The 16,118-nt window shown below is 43.1% G+C and carries 11 protein-coding genes and 2 pseudogenes; 8 read left to right on the forward strand and 5 right to left on the reverse strand.

Features of this window, described 5'->3' with window-relative positions; all coding sequences use genetic code 11:
• The 3 genes from VYM24_RS22290 to VYM24_RS22300 are packed head-to-tail and all read right to left on the reverse strand — an operon-like array spanning position 1 to position 1,320.
• Positions 1-225: an acyl carrier protein gene (locus tag VYM24_RS22290; protein ID WP_291548863.1), complete on the reverse strand. Its 225-nt coding sequence runs from the start codon at positions 223-225 to the stop codon at positions 1-3.
• Positions 226-260: 35 nt separating this feature from the next.
• Positions 261-737 (reverse strand): UpxZ family transcription anti-terminator antagonist, encoded by a 477-nt coding sequence (locus tag VYM24_RS22295; RefSeq protein ID WP_291548861.1) that lies wholly within the window; start codon positions 735-737, stop codon positions 261-263.
• Between the two features lie 43 nt (positions 738-780).
• Positions 781-1,320, reverse strand: coding sequence for a UpxY family transcription antiterminator (locus tag VYM24_RS22300; protein WP_330940971.1), 540 nt, complete (start codon positions 1,318-1,320; stop codon positions 781-783).
• 715 nt (positions 1,321-2,035) lie between these two features.
• Between VYM24_RS22300 and VYM24_RS25485 the strand changes: the two are divergent.
• The 4 genes and pseudogenes from VYM24_RS25485 to VYM24_RS22320 all read left to right on the forward strand — a co-directional run.
• Positions 2,036-3,144 (forward strand): annotated as a pseudogene (locus VYM24_RS25485) (AMP-binding protein); the annotation flags it as partial.
• A gap of 90 nt (positions 3,145-3,234) precedes the next feature.
• Positions 3,235-3,477 (forward strand): acyl carrier protein, encoded by a 243-nt coding sequence (locus VYM24_RS22310; protein ID WP_007214424.1) that lies wholly within the window; start codon positions 3,235-3,237, stop codon positions 3,475-3,477.
• A 3-nt stretch (positions 3,478-3,480) separates the two neighbouring features.
• Positions 3,481-4,760, forward strand: a pseudogene (locus VYM24_RS22315) (MBOAT family O-acyltransferase).
• A gap of 21 nt (positions 4,761-4,781) precedes the next feature.
• On the forward strand, positions 4,782-5,819 hold the full coding sequence (locus VYM24_RS22320; protein WP_330940972.1) for a histidine kinase: 1,038 nt from the start codon (positions 4,782-4,784) through the stop codon (positions 5,817-5,819).
• 40 nt (positions 5,820-5,859) lie between these two features.
• Here VYM24_RS22320 and VYM24_RS22325 read toward each other — a convergent pair whose 3' ends face one another.
• Positions 5,860-6,681: a glycoside hydrolase family 25 protein gene (locus VYM24_RS22325; protein ID WP_330940973.1), complete on the reverse strand. Its 822-nt coding sequence runs from the start codon at positions 6,679-6,681 to the stop codon at positions 5,860-5,862.
• Positions 6,682-6,793: 112 nt separating this feature from the next.
• Positions 6,794-8,440: a diphosphate--fructose-6-phosphate 1-phosphotransferase gene (locus tag VYM24_RS22330; protein ID WP_330940974.1), complete on the reverse strand. Its 1,647-nt coding sequence runs from the start codon at positions 8,438-8,440 to the stop codon at positions 6,794-6,796.
• Positions 8,441-8,622: 182 nt separating this feature from the next.
• Between VYM24_RS22330 and VYM24_RS22335 the strand changes: the two genes are divergently transcribed.
• From VYM24_RS22335 to VYM24_RS22350, 4 genes are all read left to right on the forward strand, one after another.
• On the forward strand, positions 8,623-8,892 hold the full coding sequence (locus VYM24_RS22335; RefSeq protein ID WP_007214429.1) for a hypothetical protein: 270 nt from the start codon (positions 8,623-8,625) through the stop codon (positions 8,890-8,892).
• Between the two features lie 9 nt (positions 8,893-8,901).
• A complete protein-coding gene (locus tag VYM24_RS22340; protein WP_291548851.1) occupies positions 8,902-9,456 on the forward strand; it encodes a 1-acyl-sn-glycerol-3-phosphate acyltransferase in 555 nt (184 codons plus the stop codon).
• Positions 9,457-9,661: 205 nt separating this feature from the next.
• Positions 9,662-10,474, forward strand: coding sequence for an amidohydrolase (locus tag VYM24_RS22345; protein ID WP_291548850.1), 813 nt, complete (start codon positions 9,662-9,664; stop codon positions 10,472-10,474).
• Positions 10,475-10,503: 29 nt separating this feature from the next.
• Positions 10,504-16,113 carry an alpha-2-macroglobulin family protein gene (locus tag VYM24_RS22350; protein ID WP_330942284.1) on the forward strand — a complete coding sequence of 1,870 codons (5,610 nt, stop codon included), beginning with the start codon at positions 10,504-10,506 and terminating at the stop codon, positions 16,111-16,113.
• Positions 16,114-16,118 lie beyond the last annotated feature (5 nt).

A 16,118-nucleotide genomic window follows, 5' to 3' on the forward strand; every position in this document is an offset into this window, starting at 1 on the left:
TTAACTAATTGCTATCTTATAGAGGTCTTCAATCGTAGAACATTCCTTTATAACTGAGTCGCCTATTTCTTTTTCAAATTCTTCATCAAAAAAGGCGACAAGTAACATTACCGAAAGAGAGGACCACTCATCTAAATCACGAAAATCAGTATCGCCATTCAAAGATTCTACATCCTCTACCTCAATTACCTCTGCAAATTTCTCTATAAATTCTTTTAAGTCCATAAACATATATAATTAATAATTACAATATACTATATTTATAAGTCAACGTCTTCCCATGGATAAGGATTTTCTTCAATATTCTTCAGTTCCTCTATTGCTTCCTCCTGCTCAGCAGTCAGTCGGAAAGTCCCCCAGCTATCAATAATAGCATGAGCCTCTTTAGCCAACTCCTCTGCATAAACCTCACCATAGCAATAAGTCAGCAGACGAACTTTCAACAATGAAGCAGGGATCAGTGGAAGAACGTTAATACTACGCTCCAAAACTTTCTGAATATATTCCTGTTTATGTCCATTATCATACATTGTGGCATTGAAGGCCACCAAAAGACCTAAACAAAGCTCGGCTTCAGCTTCAGGAGTTGAGCCATGTTTTCCATACGAGTTTAGGGCTGATTCATAAACATCGCGATTCAGACGGGTGAAACTATCAACATAAATCGGACTGCCATCCTGACCTAGAGTGAGAAGACTGTGAGCCAGGGAAAATAAGGATGAAACTTGATCACTCATATATTTAATTATGATTTAGAATTTATGATTTAAGACACTGAAATCAGTCAGTTATCGGTTCTACAAGCGAAGAGTGAATAAAAGTCGTTGCAACAGCCATGACACCTTCAATATTGACAACCACACGACGGTCGCGACGGATACGGACAAATTCTCCCACTGCACCCTCGAACACTCCCCCTTTGACACGCACTTTCTGACCTCTTACCAGTTGCAATTCAGCAGGCTCTACATAAATAACCGATTCCTCGTAGGTACCAGCAACAAGAATGAAACTACGCATCTGATCTTCCGGAACGATAACAGGAAGATGATTTTCGCGATTCATAATGTAACGTATAGGGATGTTCATACCGCCTTTATCCTTCAATGCATCGATACGCTTACGAGTAGAACGAATGAAAACAAGATTATGCACAGCAGGAACAAACTTACAAATGCGACGGCCATCTTTCACGACATAATCGCGACGCATCGGAATAAAATTCTCTATCTTCTCTTCATCCAGAAAAGCTTTCAGAGCCAGTTCACGGCCGTACGTGACACGTACTGCAAACCAGTGGAGACGAGGGGTGATGTTCACGTCAGAATATTCTTTGGGGACACCGGTGTAGTGAAATACTTACCGATCATTTTATGTAATGCAGTTGTTTTCAACAACTTATTCAGCATTCATCTTATTCCAAAGCGTTTCGTCATCTCGATCAAAAAGCAGTGAAACAGTTATGTAAAAAGGCTATTAACGAAGAGGTAAAAGAAGACGAAGTGTCTTTTAATCGTTCGTTTAATGTGCGCAATCTTAAGCATAAAAAATGGATACCAAGAATTATAAAAATGAGAAGATATTAAATCCATTTATCTCTGATATAAATATATTGATTATCAATAAGATAATGTCTGAAATAAAATTTATTAGAAATGTTTTTATTAAACACCTTGTACATTCGAAAAATACCCATTATCTTTGCGCACATTAAACGAACATTTTTTGTACACCCCTTATTTAAGATGATATACAACTATATATCAACGCATTAACATTACTCTAAATACTTTTCAGAAATTCCTCTTTTCATATTTTCCACCTATAATAAAAAAGGTCAAAACCATTCTATTATTTGTCTATAAATCAGAGAAATAGCCATTACATCAAAAGAGTAAAAATGACCTCCCGATGCCTTCCTTCCGTTTTAACACACATTAAGCCCTCCTCAATAGGGAGAATATCAATTCCTACTGTCTTTACTACACAGAAAACGAATTAGACATTTACTATAAACTATAAAACCACGAACAGGATGGAAAAGAATCAAAAAGATATGATCGATGAGATCATAAAGGCTTTTGAGAAGTACACAGAGCATCAGGCATTTGTTATTAACAACATCACCTATACCTATCGTCAGCTGTCTGAAACTGTATATAGAATATCCGCTTTGATTAATAACAGAGAAGATAAAATCATCGGCATTATAGCCGAAGATAAATTGGAGACTTATGCCTCCATACTGGCAGTATTAATCAGCGGGAAAACGTATGTCATTCTACATCCGGCCTATCCAGACACAGGAATAGAAAGATTGCGGAACTCGCCGATATTCATTTAATTCTATATACAAAGGACATCCGTGTATTGAACCTGGATACTGAACACGTAGATGTTATATGCACTTCGGAGTTACAGGAAATAGTTCCGTCTTCTTCCGGCATACATCCGGAAAAGAATGAAAATGCTTATATCATTTTCACCTCCGGCAGTACGGGAGAGCCGAAAGGAGTTCCCATCTCCCGCAACAACCTAAACGCTTTCTATAACGCATACAGCCATCTGGACTGGCAATTGGACGAGAACGACCGTATGCTGCAAATGTTCGAACTAACCTTTGACGTTTCTATCGTTTCTTTCTTATTTCCCCTGGCAATAGGTGCATGCATATATACAGTCTCTCCGGAAGGCGTAAAGTATATCAATGTCATTGAAACCCTGGAAAAATACAACCTCACATTTGCTGCCGTAGCCCCCTCCCTACTCCAGTTATTATTACCCTATTTCTCTGAGATACAACTTCCTGAACTCAAATACCTGATAGTTACCGCCGAAGCATCGGATGTTGAATTACTATCTGCCTTCAGAGCCTGTGCTCCCAACGCCTCTTTTGTGAACCTGTATGGTCCCACAGAAGGAACAATTTATTGCACAGCCTACCGGATACCGACCACCTCATGCAAACATCATAACGGTATGATTGCTATAGGCAAGCCATTCGAAGGAGTAGATGTTCTAATTATGGATAATAACGGTAGCCCCGTCGCCACAGGCGAAACCGGAGAACTCTGGATCAGTGGCAGACAAGTGATGAACGGCTATTGGAACGCTCCTAAAAAGACCAAAGAATGCCTCATCGAAGGGAAGCATTGTATGGAACATTTCCCACTGAACACCAGCAGCAAAACCGATAGAAAAAGAATACTGGAACTAATATAAAACTAAACTAATATGAATACGCAGATGATTTTAAATGAACTGAGCCTGATTTTTCAGGAGATATTGAAGAGAGACAACATCGTTCTTGCCAGTGAAACCACCGCCCAGGATGTGGAAGGTTGGAATTCATTAACCAATATGTTGCTGATAAGCAGAATAGAGAAAGATTTCAATGTTCACTTCACCTTCAGAGACATTGTCCGATTCAAGAATGTAGGAGATATTTGCAATGCCATTCTCACCAAAACCAAATAAGACATGTCATTCATATCTTTGAATTTTGTCACGCTGTTTGTATGTACCTTCCTTTTGTACTACACACTTCCACCTAAATATAGAAAAGCTATACTCTTGTTGTCAAGCTGTATTTTCATAGGCTATTACCACATAGCTTTCCTAATCATAGCCCTTCTCATTTCACTGGCAACTTTTTTTCTCGGAAAATGGGTGGGACAATCAAAACATGAGAAGGATACGAAAAGAATCTATATTTCGGGCTTGTGTTTTCTAATTACAGGCTGGTTGGCATTCCGATATGCCAACCTCCTGCCAGGCGTGCACTGGCTATTCCCCTTAGGCATCTCCTTTTATACCTTTCAGGCCCTTTCATACCTGACAGAAATCTATTGGAAAGAAGAAGAACCGGAAGAGAACCTTGCAGACTTCATGATATATATGCTCTTTTTCATGAAATTCCTGTCAGGACCTATAGAACGGGCGAGAGATATGCTTCCACAATTGAAATCGGGTAAACCGGTAGCATATCCATCCATTGTCTACGGAATGAAACTGATCGTAGTGGGACTGATAAAGAAGTTGATTCTTGCCGATTATATTTCCCCTTATATAGATGGTATTTTTAACTCTATACATACGGCATCCGGTATCCAATTACTCATGGCATGCCTTTTGTATCCGGTAGAATTGTATGGTGACTTTTCCGGTTATACGGATATTGCACTTGGAGGTGCCTGTATGTTGGGATTCAAACTCAGCCCTAACTTCAACCGCCCATTCATAGCACAAACCACTGCCGAATTCTGGAGAAGATGGCACATATCTCTTTCATTTTGGGTTAGGGATTACTTATATCTGCCCCTATCTTCGGGCATGCGCCGCTGGGGACAGTGGGGCGTATTCCTGAGTCTGACATTTGCAGGATTAGGCGCCTGGCATGGTGCAGGATGTTTGCAACCCTGTCCATCCTCCGCACTTATCTGCTTTTCGCCTTTTCTTTGATCTTCTTTCGCTTAGAGTCGGTGAGTGATGCACTCTATTACATCAGAAACATCTCGTTCAGCACCCATGCCAACTGGAAAGAAGTAAGCATCGGAATTCCGGATCATAATTGTATTGTGGCCGGTAGCGCTCTTGTACTGATTTTAGTTTACGAATATTTTATGTCGAAACGAGATCTGTTAGAAGCGTTGGAAAAACAACCCATGCTTGTCAGATGGGGCATTTATTATCTGCTGGCCATTATGTTCTTTACCTTGGGACAGTTCAATTCCGACAGTTTTATTTATTTGCAATTTTAATCTAAAAACAAAGATAGCAGAATGAAGAAAAACAGTGAGCGAAGTGCAGCTATGCGCTTCACGATGAAACTATCTATACTCCTGACGCCATTTATAGCCTTACTAGTGGTGTATTTCCTCAATGATCCTTTTATGGTTTTAAGGCATTATAACCGTTATGATAACTCATCCGTCATGTTGAATGAAGGCTATATCAGTTGGCAAATGTATATGAACAACCGGGATTCCATTGCATTTGATTCTTTTATCATGGGCAATTCCTGCACCATGGCCTATCAATGTCATGAATGGGAAAAATACCTGGATGGTGGCAGGGCGGTACGTCTGTTCGGAAATGCAGAAAGCATAGCCACCATCAGTAAGAAGTTGCAGGCTCTGGAAAGAAATGGTGCAGAGATAAAGAATCTGCTCCTGATTCTGGATAAAGAGTCATTGGGTAAAGACCAGCTTTCAAGCAATCATAACCATGTGTTGCCTCCAGCTATCTCAGGAATCAGCAACTTTAGTTTCCAGGAGAAATTCTGTCAGGCCTTCTTCTTCCCTAATTTCCTGTTTCCTTATCTCGATTATAAAATATTTCATCAATATCGTCCCTATATGCAAGGAGTGATAAACCCTTATGGCGCAATCAGAGATGCAGTAACAAATGATGCAATCAATCCCAGAGAGAGGATGATCCGGGATGAAGGAGAAGCATATTGGGAAAACCACAAAAAAGAGTTTGTGAAAGTCAGAGACTGTAATTACAGAAATGGTGAATACCGGGAAGGTGAGCAATTCCTATGGGAAACACAGACCGGATTACTAAAAGAAATAGATCAAATCTGCCGGAAACATAACACCTCAGTTAAAATCATCATCAGTCCCGACTATAACCAGATCAGCATAAATCCGGCAGATGTGGAAATATTGAAAGACATTTTTGGCTATGAAAATGTATTCGATTTCAGTGGTATCAATGAATATACGAACGATATTCATAACTACTACGAAAGAGGACATTATAGATCAATACTCGGAGCACGCTTATTACAAAAAGTTTATGCAAACCATAAATGATTTGAAATACATATTAAAAGCAACAGCTTATTATGCGAAACTATCTCTGTAGAGTAAGCGCCCGCAATTGTTCCAAAGATCCGTTGAACACATTCAAATCGACCTCTTCCCTGATACCGGGAACATTGCCCACATCAGTATGTTGCCAGAAGTGCCATGGGCCTTCATATTTGACAGAGTCTACGTAATAGTGGGCAATCCAGTAGGGGTAAGTATTGAATACCGAATCACTAAGATAGCGGTTCTTGAATTTATAAGATGTATAAAGAATCGGCTTCACACCATAATGCGATTCTATACGGTCGAGCCAGGTTTTGACAGCAATCTTTAAGTCATGGGCCGTGCTTTTACCAATAGTTTCGACATCAAGCACAGGTGGCAGATCTCCTGGAATAAGCTGGACCGTACGAATAAAAAAATCGGCCTGTTTTAGCGGATCTGTTTTAGGAGAGAAAAAATGATAAGCACCACGAATGAACCCATAACGATGCGCCTGATCAAAATTAAACGGGAAAGTATCGTCAGCATGATCACCACCTTCGGTAGCTTTCATAAAGACAAAATGGATAGGAAATTTGGTTGTTTTGTTAGTTGTCAGTTGCACCCAGTCAATACTGCCTTGATAATGAGAGATATCAATGCCATGCACTTCATAGTCGCAGGGCATACAGACCCCATATCCTTTCTGACCATAACAGGGTTTCCAACGATAGGCATACGGACGAATGAAAAACCAATAAAACCCGGCAGAAAATACGGCAATGATACAAACAGCAAGTATTGTACGTAACCATGCAGACATGATACGCGCTTCGCTTTTCTTTTTACCGCGACGTGCAGCAGATTTTCTTTTAGTTGCCATGTAATATTCAAAACAGAACGCAAATTACACAAATTACGCAAATAGTTTATTCAAATTTGTGTAATTCGCATAATTTGCGTTCTTTTTATTAACTCTTCGTCAACTTGCCGATTTACTTAGCTTGCTCTAACTGCAAAGTCTTCGTCGGCTGGTCACAAACTTCTGTAGGTCCGAAGTACTGGATCGGTCCCGGATATACATAGTCTGTATTGATAGCCCACTGTTCCCGCTGAGCAGCAAATGCCTTGAACGGAGCACCATCCAGTTTCACCAGAGCTTTCTGGATTACCGGTTTCATTTCACCGTGACGGCGTTCCATGTTCATCATCATCGTGATGGGCACACCACCTGCAATCCATTGGTCAGCAGGAGCCGTAGTATTGCGTACAGAAGACATATAGCCTGTCTTGCCGTTAGCAATCAGAGAAGCAGCTGTATAACCCAGTGAATAGCAATAGTCAGCATCGTAGTTAGACGGAGCTGCGCAACGGCCTTCGTAACCGAAGAAGTGATGTTGGGAAGCGAACTTACCTACGAACTTACCTTCTTCTTTCCATGCAGCGAGCTTGGTAGCTACCATTTCCGACAACAGTTTTTCCGTTTCAATCAAAGATACCTGTACGTTTCCGTGCGGATCGCGGTCCAGCGTTAACTGACGTGCAACACCTTCAGGCAGGCTGGCATAGATAGCAGCATTTTCCGGAGAGAGTTTGCGGATGATATAATCACGTTGGTGTGACTTCTTGATCTGAGAGAATTCTTCAGCATTTGCAGCAAGGAAGTCGTTCAACTCAGCGATCAGACGTTTCATAGCCGGGATAAACTCGATAAGACCTTCAGGGATCAAAACCGTACCGAAGTTGTTGCCTTGAGCAGCGCGGTTGGCTACTACCTGTGCAATGTAAGTTACTACATCGTCCAGAGACATATCATTAGCTTCAACTTCTTCTGATACGATACAAACGTTAGGTTGTACCTGCAAAGCACATTCCAGTGCAATGTGAGAAGCAGAACGTCCCATCAACTTGATGAAGTGCCAGTATTTACGAGCTGAGTTACAGTCACGTTGAATGTTACCGATAACTTCAGAGTAAACCTTGCAAGCTGTGTCGAAACCGAAAGAAGTTTCAATCATTTCGTTCTTCAAGTCACCGTCGATAGTCTTCGGACAACCGATTACCTGTACGCCGCACTTCTTAGCTGCATAGTACTCAGCCAGTACGCAAGCATTTGTATTAGAGTCGTCACCACCGATGATAACCAATGCTTTGATATCAAGTTGCTTCAGGATTTCCAGACCTTTTTCAAACTGATCTTCTTTCTCCAATTTAGTACGACCTGAACCGATGATATCGAAACCACCCGTGTTACGGTATTCGTCAATGATATCTGAAGTCAGTTCCATATAGTTATGGTCAACCAAACCGCCGGGGCCAAGAATGAAACCATATAACTTACTGTCTTTATTCAAACTCTTGATACCGTCGAAGATACCGGAAATCACATTGTGACCACCGGGAGCCTGACCACCGGAAAGGATAACCCCCACATTCATAGCGGGGAAGTTAACCACTTCGTCAGTAGCCTCAAACTTGATCAAAGGCATTCCGTACGTGTTAGGGAACAATTTTTGGATAGCTTCCTGATCGGCTACAGATTGAGTAGCTACTCCAGCTACCGCCTTAACGGCACCCTTCAGCGCTTTCGGAAGTTTGGGCTGATAAGCAGCCCTTGCAATTTGCAATGCACTTTTTGTCATTTTATCTAATTATTTAAAGGTGTTAGTAAAGTTTCGTTCAAAAGCGTCGCAAATTTCGTGTTTTTTTCTGAATTATGAAAGGAAGCGCACATCAAAAAAAATATGAAATGTTGGTTTATACCGTGGAAAGTACTTATCTTTACCGGAAATATTTCAATTTATTCACTTAAAACGTAAAGATTATGGCAAGTAGAAGAGAACTTAAGAAAAACGTCAATTATATCGCAGGTGAACTGTTCATGGAGTGTTTGGTAAACAGCTTATACGTACCCGGAACCGATAAAACTAAAGCCGACGAGCTGATGGGCAGAATCCTGAGTGTGCAAGATGAATTTATCAGCCGAATCAGCCATACCGAACCTGGAAATGTAAAAGGTTTCTACAAGAAATTCCGCGAAGACTTTAATAAAGAAGTAGACGCAATTATTGACGCTATCGGCAACCTGAAGTAAGCACCGGGAATGAAAAAAGCAATATACAGCTTTATCTACTATCGCATTTTGGGATGGAAGACAAACGTAACTGTGCCGGATTATGATAAATGCGTGATAACTGCAGCACCTCATACATCTAATTGGGATTTATTTATCGGCAAACTATTTTACGGAGCTATCGGACGGAAAACCTGCTTCATGATGAAAAAAGAATGGTTCTTCTTTCCGCTGGGATTAATATTCAAAGCCGTGGGTGGCATACCGGTGGACCGGGGACGCAAAACATCGTTGGTAGACCAGATGGCGGAAAGATTCGCCAAAAGCAAGAAATTCCAACTCGCCATTACACCGGAAGGAACCCGTAAAGCGAATCCTAATTGGAAGAAAGGATTTTATTTTATTGCATTGAAAGCGCAGGTACCTATTGTAATGATAGGTATCGATTATACCACTAAAACGATTTCTGCGACAAAGGCGATCATGCCATCGGGAGATATCGAAAAGGATATGCGCGAGGTAAAGCTCTATTATAAGGATTTCAAAGGGAAGAACCCGAAGAACTTTGCTTTAGGAAACATTTAAAGTTCTTAATCCCGTATCTTCCTTGTAGTTTCTCCGTATCAACTCCGTGTCTGCTCCGTAGTATCTCCGTATCCGGTCCGTAGCATCTCCGTACTCTTAGATACGGAGTTGATACGGAGATGCTACGGAGCAGACACGAACCGGATACGCTTCTGACTGACAATTGAACGTATAAAACCGATAATCATTTTCTTAACTAAGTATTATGCGTGTAACTCTATTACAGACAGACATCGTTTGGGAAGATAAACAAGAAAATCTCCGCTTGCTCCGGGAAAAGCTGATAAAGCTTCGCGGAGAAGCGGAGATTGTTGTCTTACCCGAAACCTTCTCTACCGGTTTCAGTATGGATAGCCGAAGACTGGCTGAGCCGGTATCGGGTGAAACCATTACCCTCCTGCGTCAATGGGCGGTAGAATTCCAATTCGCCATTACAGGTAGTTATATAGCTTGTGATGAAGAAGCCGATGCAAATAAAAATGCTGTTCCCAGTCCTGATAAGCCTTATTATAACCGTGCTTTTTTCCTGACTCCCGAAGGAGAAGCTTATTACTACGATAAACGACATCTCTTTCGTATGGGCCAGGAAACGGAGCATTTTACAGCCGGTAACCAGCGGCTTGTTATCTCTTACCGGGGGTGGAATATACTGTTGTTAGTCTGCTACGACCTTCGCTTCCCGGTATGGAGCCGGAACGTAAATAATGAATATGATCTTCTGATATACGTTGCCAACTGGCCTGTTCCCCGCCGCCGGGTATGGGACATTCTGTTACAAGCCCGTGCACTCGAAAATATCAGTTATGTTTGCGGTGTCAACCGTATCGGTACGGATGGAAATCAAATGCTATATAATGGCGGCAGCGTCATTTATTCACCAAAGGGCGATTTGCTTGCCAGCGTACCCGACCATGAAGAAGGAACCGCCACCGCAACTCTCGACCTCTCTGTCCTGAGAGATTTCAGACAAAAATTCCCCGCATGGAAAGACGCTGAATGTTTCCTAATTAAGAATTAATAATTAACAATTAAAGCACTATGGAACGAATGAAAGCTAAACACCGCATAGCTGACAGGTTATTCTTTCTGTTATTGACCATCTTAGTTTTTTCCTCTTGCGCAAACAGCAAAAAGGATATTATTCCTTCTGCCGAGTATGCACCTTTTGTGAATGCATATACGGGAGGAGTTATCTCGCAAACTTCGAACATACGTATAGAACTGACGCAAGATCAGCCTATGGTAGATTTGAACAATGAACTGAAAGAAAATCCGTTTAGCTTCTCCCCGTCCCTGAAAGGTAAAGCGTATTGGATCAGCAACAATACAATTGAATTCGTTCCTGAACCAGGAACTTTAAAGCCGGGAGAATTCTATGAAGGTACGTTCCAATTAGGCAGGTTTGTAGAAGTGGACAGTCGCCTGCAAGAATTCAAATTCTCTTTCAGAGTACAGGAACCCAATTTCACACTGTATATCGAACCACTGACAACCATCGACATAGATAGCCATGGCGACTTGGTGACATTGAAAGGTGAAGTACGTTTCAGTGATGCCACTCCCAAAGAAGCAGTTGAGAAAATGCTCTCTGCCAAAGGCGGAAACGGGCAAAGCTATCCGGTCAGTATCACTTCGACAGATCATCCGACGCGTTATCAGTTTGAAATAGCCGGTGTCATTCGCGCAGCGGAAGACTACCAGCTGGAAATCACCGCCAACGGCAGTCCTGCAGGAATCGACCGTAAACAGACAGAAAACGTACTGATCCCTGCCAAGAATAATTTCCGTTTCCTCTCTGCCAAACGCATTGACGAACCGGAGAATGGAATTGAAATAGTATTCTCCGATCCTGTTTCTACTACACAAGACCTGAACGGATTGATTGAAATCCCCGAAGTATCATCTTCCATATTTCAAGTGGAGAATAATAAAGTATATGTTTACTTTGAAGCCAACCAACTGAGCAAACTGACTTTGAATATACACGAAGGAGTGAAAAACAACCGGGATAAATCGCTCGGAACATCACACTCCATCGCATTCAGCGAACTGAATCTGAAACCACAAGTGAGCATGTCTACATCAGCCGCTATCCTGCCCGACTCCAAAAGTTTGATCATCCCTTTCCGGGCAGTCAATCTCTATGCGGTAGATTTAAGTGTAATCCGTATTTTTGAAAACAATGTACTGATGTTCATGCAGACCAATACGCTCTCATCCGCCAGTGAACTGCGCCGTTCCGGACGATTGGTTTATCAGAACACATTGTGGCTGAGCAAGGACAGTACAAAAGACGTGCACCGATGGGAAGATTATTCGATAGACCTTGCCGAACTGATTCGGCAAGAACCGGGTGCTATCTACCGTGTCATACTTTCTTTCCGGCAAGAATACTCAGCCTATCCTTGCAGCGGAACAGAAAAACAAGAGATGAGCTTTACAGACAATACTGCTTCAGAGGGATTGACGAAAGTCAGCGGAAGTAGTACTTTCGAAGAAAATGAAGCTGAATGGGATACACCGGAAACTTATTTCTACTACAATGGTAATGTAAAGATGGACTGGAGCCAGTATAACTGGCGGGAACGCAATAATCCTTGCCATGCCTCCTACTATATGGACTCTGACCGGGCAGCATCGTGCAACGTATTTGCCTCCAATGTAGGAATGATTGTAAAACGGAATTCACTGAACAAGCTGTGGATTGCCGTAAGCAACATCTTGGATACCAAACCGATGGAGAAAGCGAAAGTGACTGTTTACAACTTCCAGTTGCAAGCCATCGGAACCGGTGAAACCAATAGTGAAGGATTTACAGAAATCACTCCGAAAGGTGTTCCTTTCATTGTGGTGGCCGAAGTAGAGAAACAGAAAGCTTATGTTCGTGTGGCAGATGGTGAAGAACAATCTGTCAGCCGGTTCGATGTAGGCGGAAAAGATATTCAGAAAGGATTGAAGGGGTTCGTCTATGGCGAAAGAGGGGTATGGCGACCGGGAGATACGCTGCATGTAAGCTTTATTATGGAAGACCGTGAAAAAAGAATTCCGGATAAACACCCTGTAGCATTGGAATTGTATAATCCGAGAGGACAATTCTATACCAAAATGATTTCCACGCAAGGTGTAAATGGTTTCTACACATTTGACCTGCCGACACGTCCGGAAGACCCAACGGGATTATGGAACGCTTACGTCAAAGTAGGTGGAACCGCTTTCCACAAAAGCCTTCGCATAGAAACTGTGAAACCAAACCTCCTGAAAATTAATCTGAAACTACCGGAGAAAGTAATCCAGGCTTCTACCAAAGAAATGCCGGTAATGCTTACTTCCACATGGCTGACAGGCGCCACCGCTTCACGGTTGAAAACCAAAGTGGAAATGTCCCTGTCAAAAGTAAATACGCAATTCAAGAACTACGGGCAATACATATTCAATAATCCGGCTACCGAATTTACAACTGTAAAAAATGATGTATTCGACGGAATGCTGGATGCGGAAGGAAAAACTAACTTTATGTTGAAACTTCCGGCTGCCACCAATGCCCCGGGAATGCTGAATGCAATCTTAACCAGCCGTGTATTCGAACCGGGAGGAGACGCCAGTATTTACACGCAAAGCATTCCATTCTCTCCATTCTCATCTTATGTAGGTATTAATCTGAACCAGCCGAAAGGAAAATACATCGAGACCGACCAGGATCATGTATTCGATATTGTCACCGTAAATGCGGAAGGACAATTAGTGAACCGCTCCAATTTGGAATATAAGATTTACCGTATCTCCTGGAGCTGGTGGTGGGAGAACCGGGACGAATCATTCGGAACTTATGTCAACAGTAGTTCCATCACTCCCGTAGCCAGTGGTAATATACAGACTACAGGCGGAAAGGCAACCTTTAAATTCCGGGTAAACTATCCGGACTGGGGACGTTACCTGGTTTATGTAAAGGATAAGGAAAGTGGGCATGCCACCGGCGGAACTGTTTATATAGACTGGCCGGATTGGCGCGGACGTTCAAGCAAGACGGACCCCAGCGGCATTAAAATGCTCGCTTTCTCTCTGGATAAAGACTCGTATGAAATAGGTGAAACGGCAACAGCCATCATTCCTGCCGCTGCGGGAGGACGTGCACTGGTGGCCCTGGAAAACGGTTCAACCGTTCTACAACGTGAATGGATTGAAGTTTCCAACAACGGAGACACAAAATATTCTTTCAAAGTGACTCCGGAAATGGCTCCGAACGTTTACCTGCACATCAGCCTGTTGCAACCTCATGCACAAACGGTGAACGATTTGCCGATACGTATGTACGGTGTGGTTCCGGTATTGGTGACTAATAAACAAACTATACTGCAACCGCAAATTAAAATGCCGGAAGTGTTGCGGCCGGAAACGGACTTCACCGTTACCGTCAGCGAAAAGAACGGCAAGCAGATGACATACACATTGGCCATTGTAGACGACGGATTACTCGACCTGACTAATTTCAAGACTCCCGATCCGTGGAATGAATTCTATGCACGCGAAGCATTGGGCATCCGCACCTGGGATATGTATGACGATGTACTCGGAGCATCTGCCGGACGCTACAGCTCATTGTTCAGTACGGGTGGCGACGAGACATTGAAACCGGCCGATGCAAAAGCGAACCGCTTCAAGCCGGTAGTGAAATTTATCGGTCCGTTCTATCTGGATAAAGGAAAACAGAAGACGCACACGCTGAAACTACCGATGTACGTAGGTTCTGTACGTACGATGGTGGTAGCGGGGCAAGACGGAGCTTATGGAAAAGCGGAAAAGACTTCTTTCGTGCGGACACCATTGATGTTGTTGTCAACACTGCCCCGTGTGCTGAGCACACAAGAAGAGATTACTGTTCCGGTAAATGTCTTTGCCATGGAGAAGGAAGTGAAGAATGTATCGGTATCCATCCAGGCTTCAGGTGGAGGTGTACAAGTGCTCGATCCCAATAAACAATCCATTACTTTCAGTCAACCGGGTGACCAACTCGTTTACTTTAAAATAAAGACCGGAAATAAAACAGGAAAAGCAACGATACATATCACTGCCAGCGGTGGCAGTCAGCAGGCGAAAGAGACCATTGAAATCGAAGTCCGGAATCCGAATCCGGCAGTGACCTTCCGCAACAGCCAATGGGTGGAAAAAGGAGAAAGTGTAACACTTCCTTATGCATTGAATGGTGCTTCTCCGGCAAATACCCGTATGCTGCTGGAAGTCTCACGTATTCCTTCGGTAGATATCAGCCGCAGGTTCGACTACCTGTATAATTATCAGCATCATTGCACGGAACAACTGACTTCCAAAGCTCTGCCGCTATTGTTCGTCAGCCAGTTTAAAGCAGTGGATGAGGAAGAAGCTCAAAAGATTAAGGCCAACGTACAGGAAGCGATACGGCAACTCTACGCACGCCAGCTTCCGAACGGCGGTTTTGTTTACTGGCCGGGAAATGCCAGTGCTGATGAGTGGATTACTTCTTATGCGGGCATGTTCCTTGTATTGGCGCAGGAGAAAGGCTACGCTGTCAATTCGAATGTACTGAATAAGTGGAAACGCTTCCAACGTGCTGCTGCCCAGAACTGGCGGATGCCGGATCAGGATGACAGTTGGGGTTACTGGCAAACGGGAGTGCAACAAGCATACAGATTGTACACACTGGCATTAGCCGGTGCACCTGAACTGGGTGCCATGAACCGGATGAAAGAACAAGCTAACCTGCCTCTGCAAGCCAAATGGAGACTGGCAGCCGCTTATGCCCTGACAGGTAAGATGAAACCGGCTGAAGAACTGGTATTTAAGGCAGAAACCACCGTTGCCCCTTATTCCTCACAGAACTACATCTATGGTTCGTATGATCGTGACGAAGCTATGATATTGGAAACTTTACTCCTGATGAACCGCGACCAGGCGGCATTGCAACAGGCGAAAAAGGTATCCAAGAATTTGGCCGAAGAGAATTGGTTCAGCACACAATCCACTGCTTTCTCTCTGATGGCGATGGGACGCCTGGCTGAGAAGCTTTCAGGTACTTTGGATTTCACCTGGACCTGGAACGGAAAGCAGCAACCCGTAGTGAAATCAGCCAAGGCTGTATTTGCAAAGGAGCTGTCCACTTCACCGGTTTCGGGTAATATTATAGTAAAGAATGAAGGTAAAGGCGCATTAAGTGTGGACCTCATTACACGCACGCAATTACTTAATGATACGTTACCCGCAATATCCAATAACCTCCGCCTGGACGTAAAATATACGGATATGAACGGAGCGACGATATCTATAGATGATATCAAGCAAGGAACAGACTTTATGGCAGTCATCACTGTAGGTAATATCAGTGGAAGCACTGCTTACAGCAATTTAGCATTGACACATATCCTGCCGTCAGGTTGGGAAATTTACAATGACCGGTTGATGACTCCGGAAGCGACGCTTACCCGTGAGTATACTTACCAGGATATTCGTGACGACCGCGTGCTGACTTACTTCGACTTGCGTCGCAGCGAACTGAAAAAGTTCACCATAAGACTGCAAGCTACATATGCAGGTAATTTCATTCTGCCGGCTATCCAGTGCGAAGCCATGTATGACGGTTCGGCACAGGCACGGACCAAGGCGGGAAGAACGACTGTCAGCCGTTAAGTTCA

This window comes from Bacteroides sp. MSB163 (assembly GCF_036416795.1).
GTDB classification, from domain to species: Bacteria; Bacteroidota; Bacteroidia; order Bacteroidales; family Bacteroidaceae; genus Bacteroides; species Bacteroides maternus.

Coding starts and splice junctions, on each gene's coding strand:
- VYM24_RS22340 (WP_291548851.1), top strand. CDS start 8,902: ATGAAAAAAGCAATATACAGCTTTATCTACTATCGCATTTTGGGATGG.
- VYM24_RS22295 (WP_291548861.1), bottom strand. CDS start 737: ATGAGTGATCAAGTTTCATCCTTATTTTCCCTGGCTCACAGTCTTCTC.
- VYM24_RS22350 (WP_330942284.1), top strand. CDS start 10,504: ATGAAAGCTAAACACCGCATAGCTGACAGGTTATTCTTTCTGTTATTG.
- VYM24_RS22345 (WP_291548850.1), top strand. CDS start 9,662: ATGCGTGTAACTCTATTACAGACAGACATCGTTTGGGAAGATAAACAA.
- VYM24_RS22330 (WP_330940974.1), bottom strand. CDS start 8,440: ATGACAAAAAGTGCATTGCAAATTGCAAGGGCTGCTTATCAGCCCAAA.
- VYM24_RS22310 (WP_007214424.1), top strand. CDS start 3,235: ATGAATACGCAGATGATTTTAAATGAACTGAGCCTGATTTTTCAGGAG.
- VYM24_RS22290 (WP_291548863.1), bottom strand. CDS start 225: ATGGACTTAAAAGAATTTATAGAGAAATTTGCAGAGGTAATTGAGGTA.
- VYM24_RS22335 (WP_007214429.1), top strand. CDS start 8,623: ATGGCAAGTAGAAGAGAACTTAAGAAAAACGTCAATTATATCGCAGGT.
- VYM24_RS22325 (WP_330940973.1), bottom strand. CDS start 6,681: ATGGCAACTAAAAGAAAATCTGCTGCACGTCGCGGTAAAAAGAAAAGC.
- VYM24_RS22320 (WP_330940972.1), top strand. CDS start 4,782: ATGAAGAAAAACAGTGAGCGAAGTGCAGCTATGCGCTTCACGATGAAA.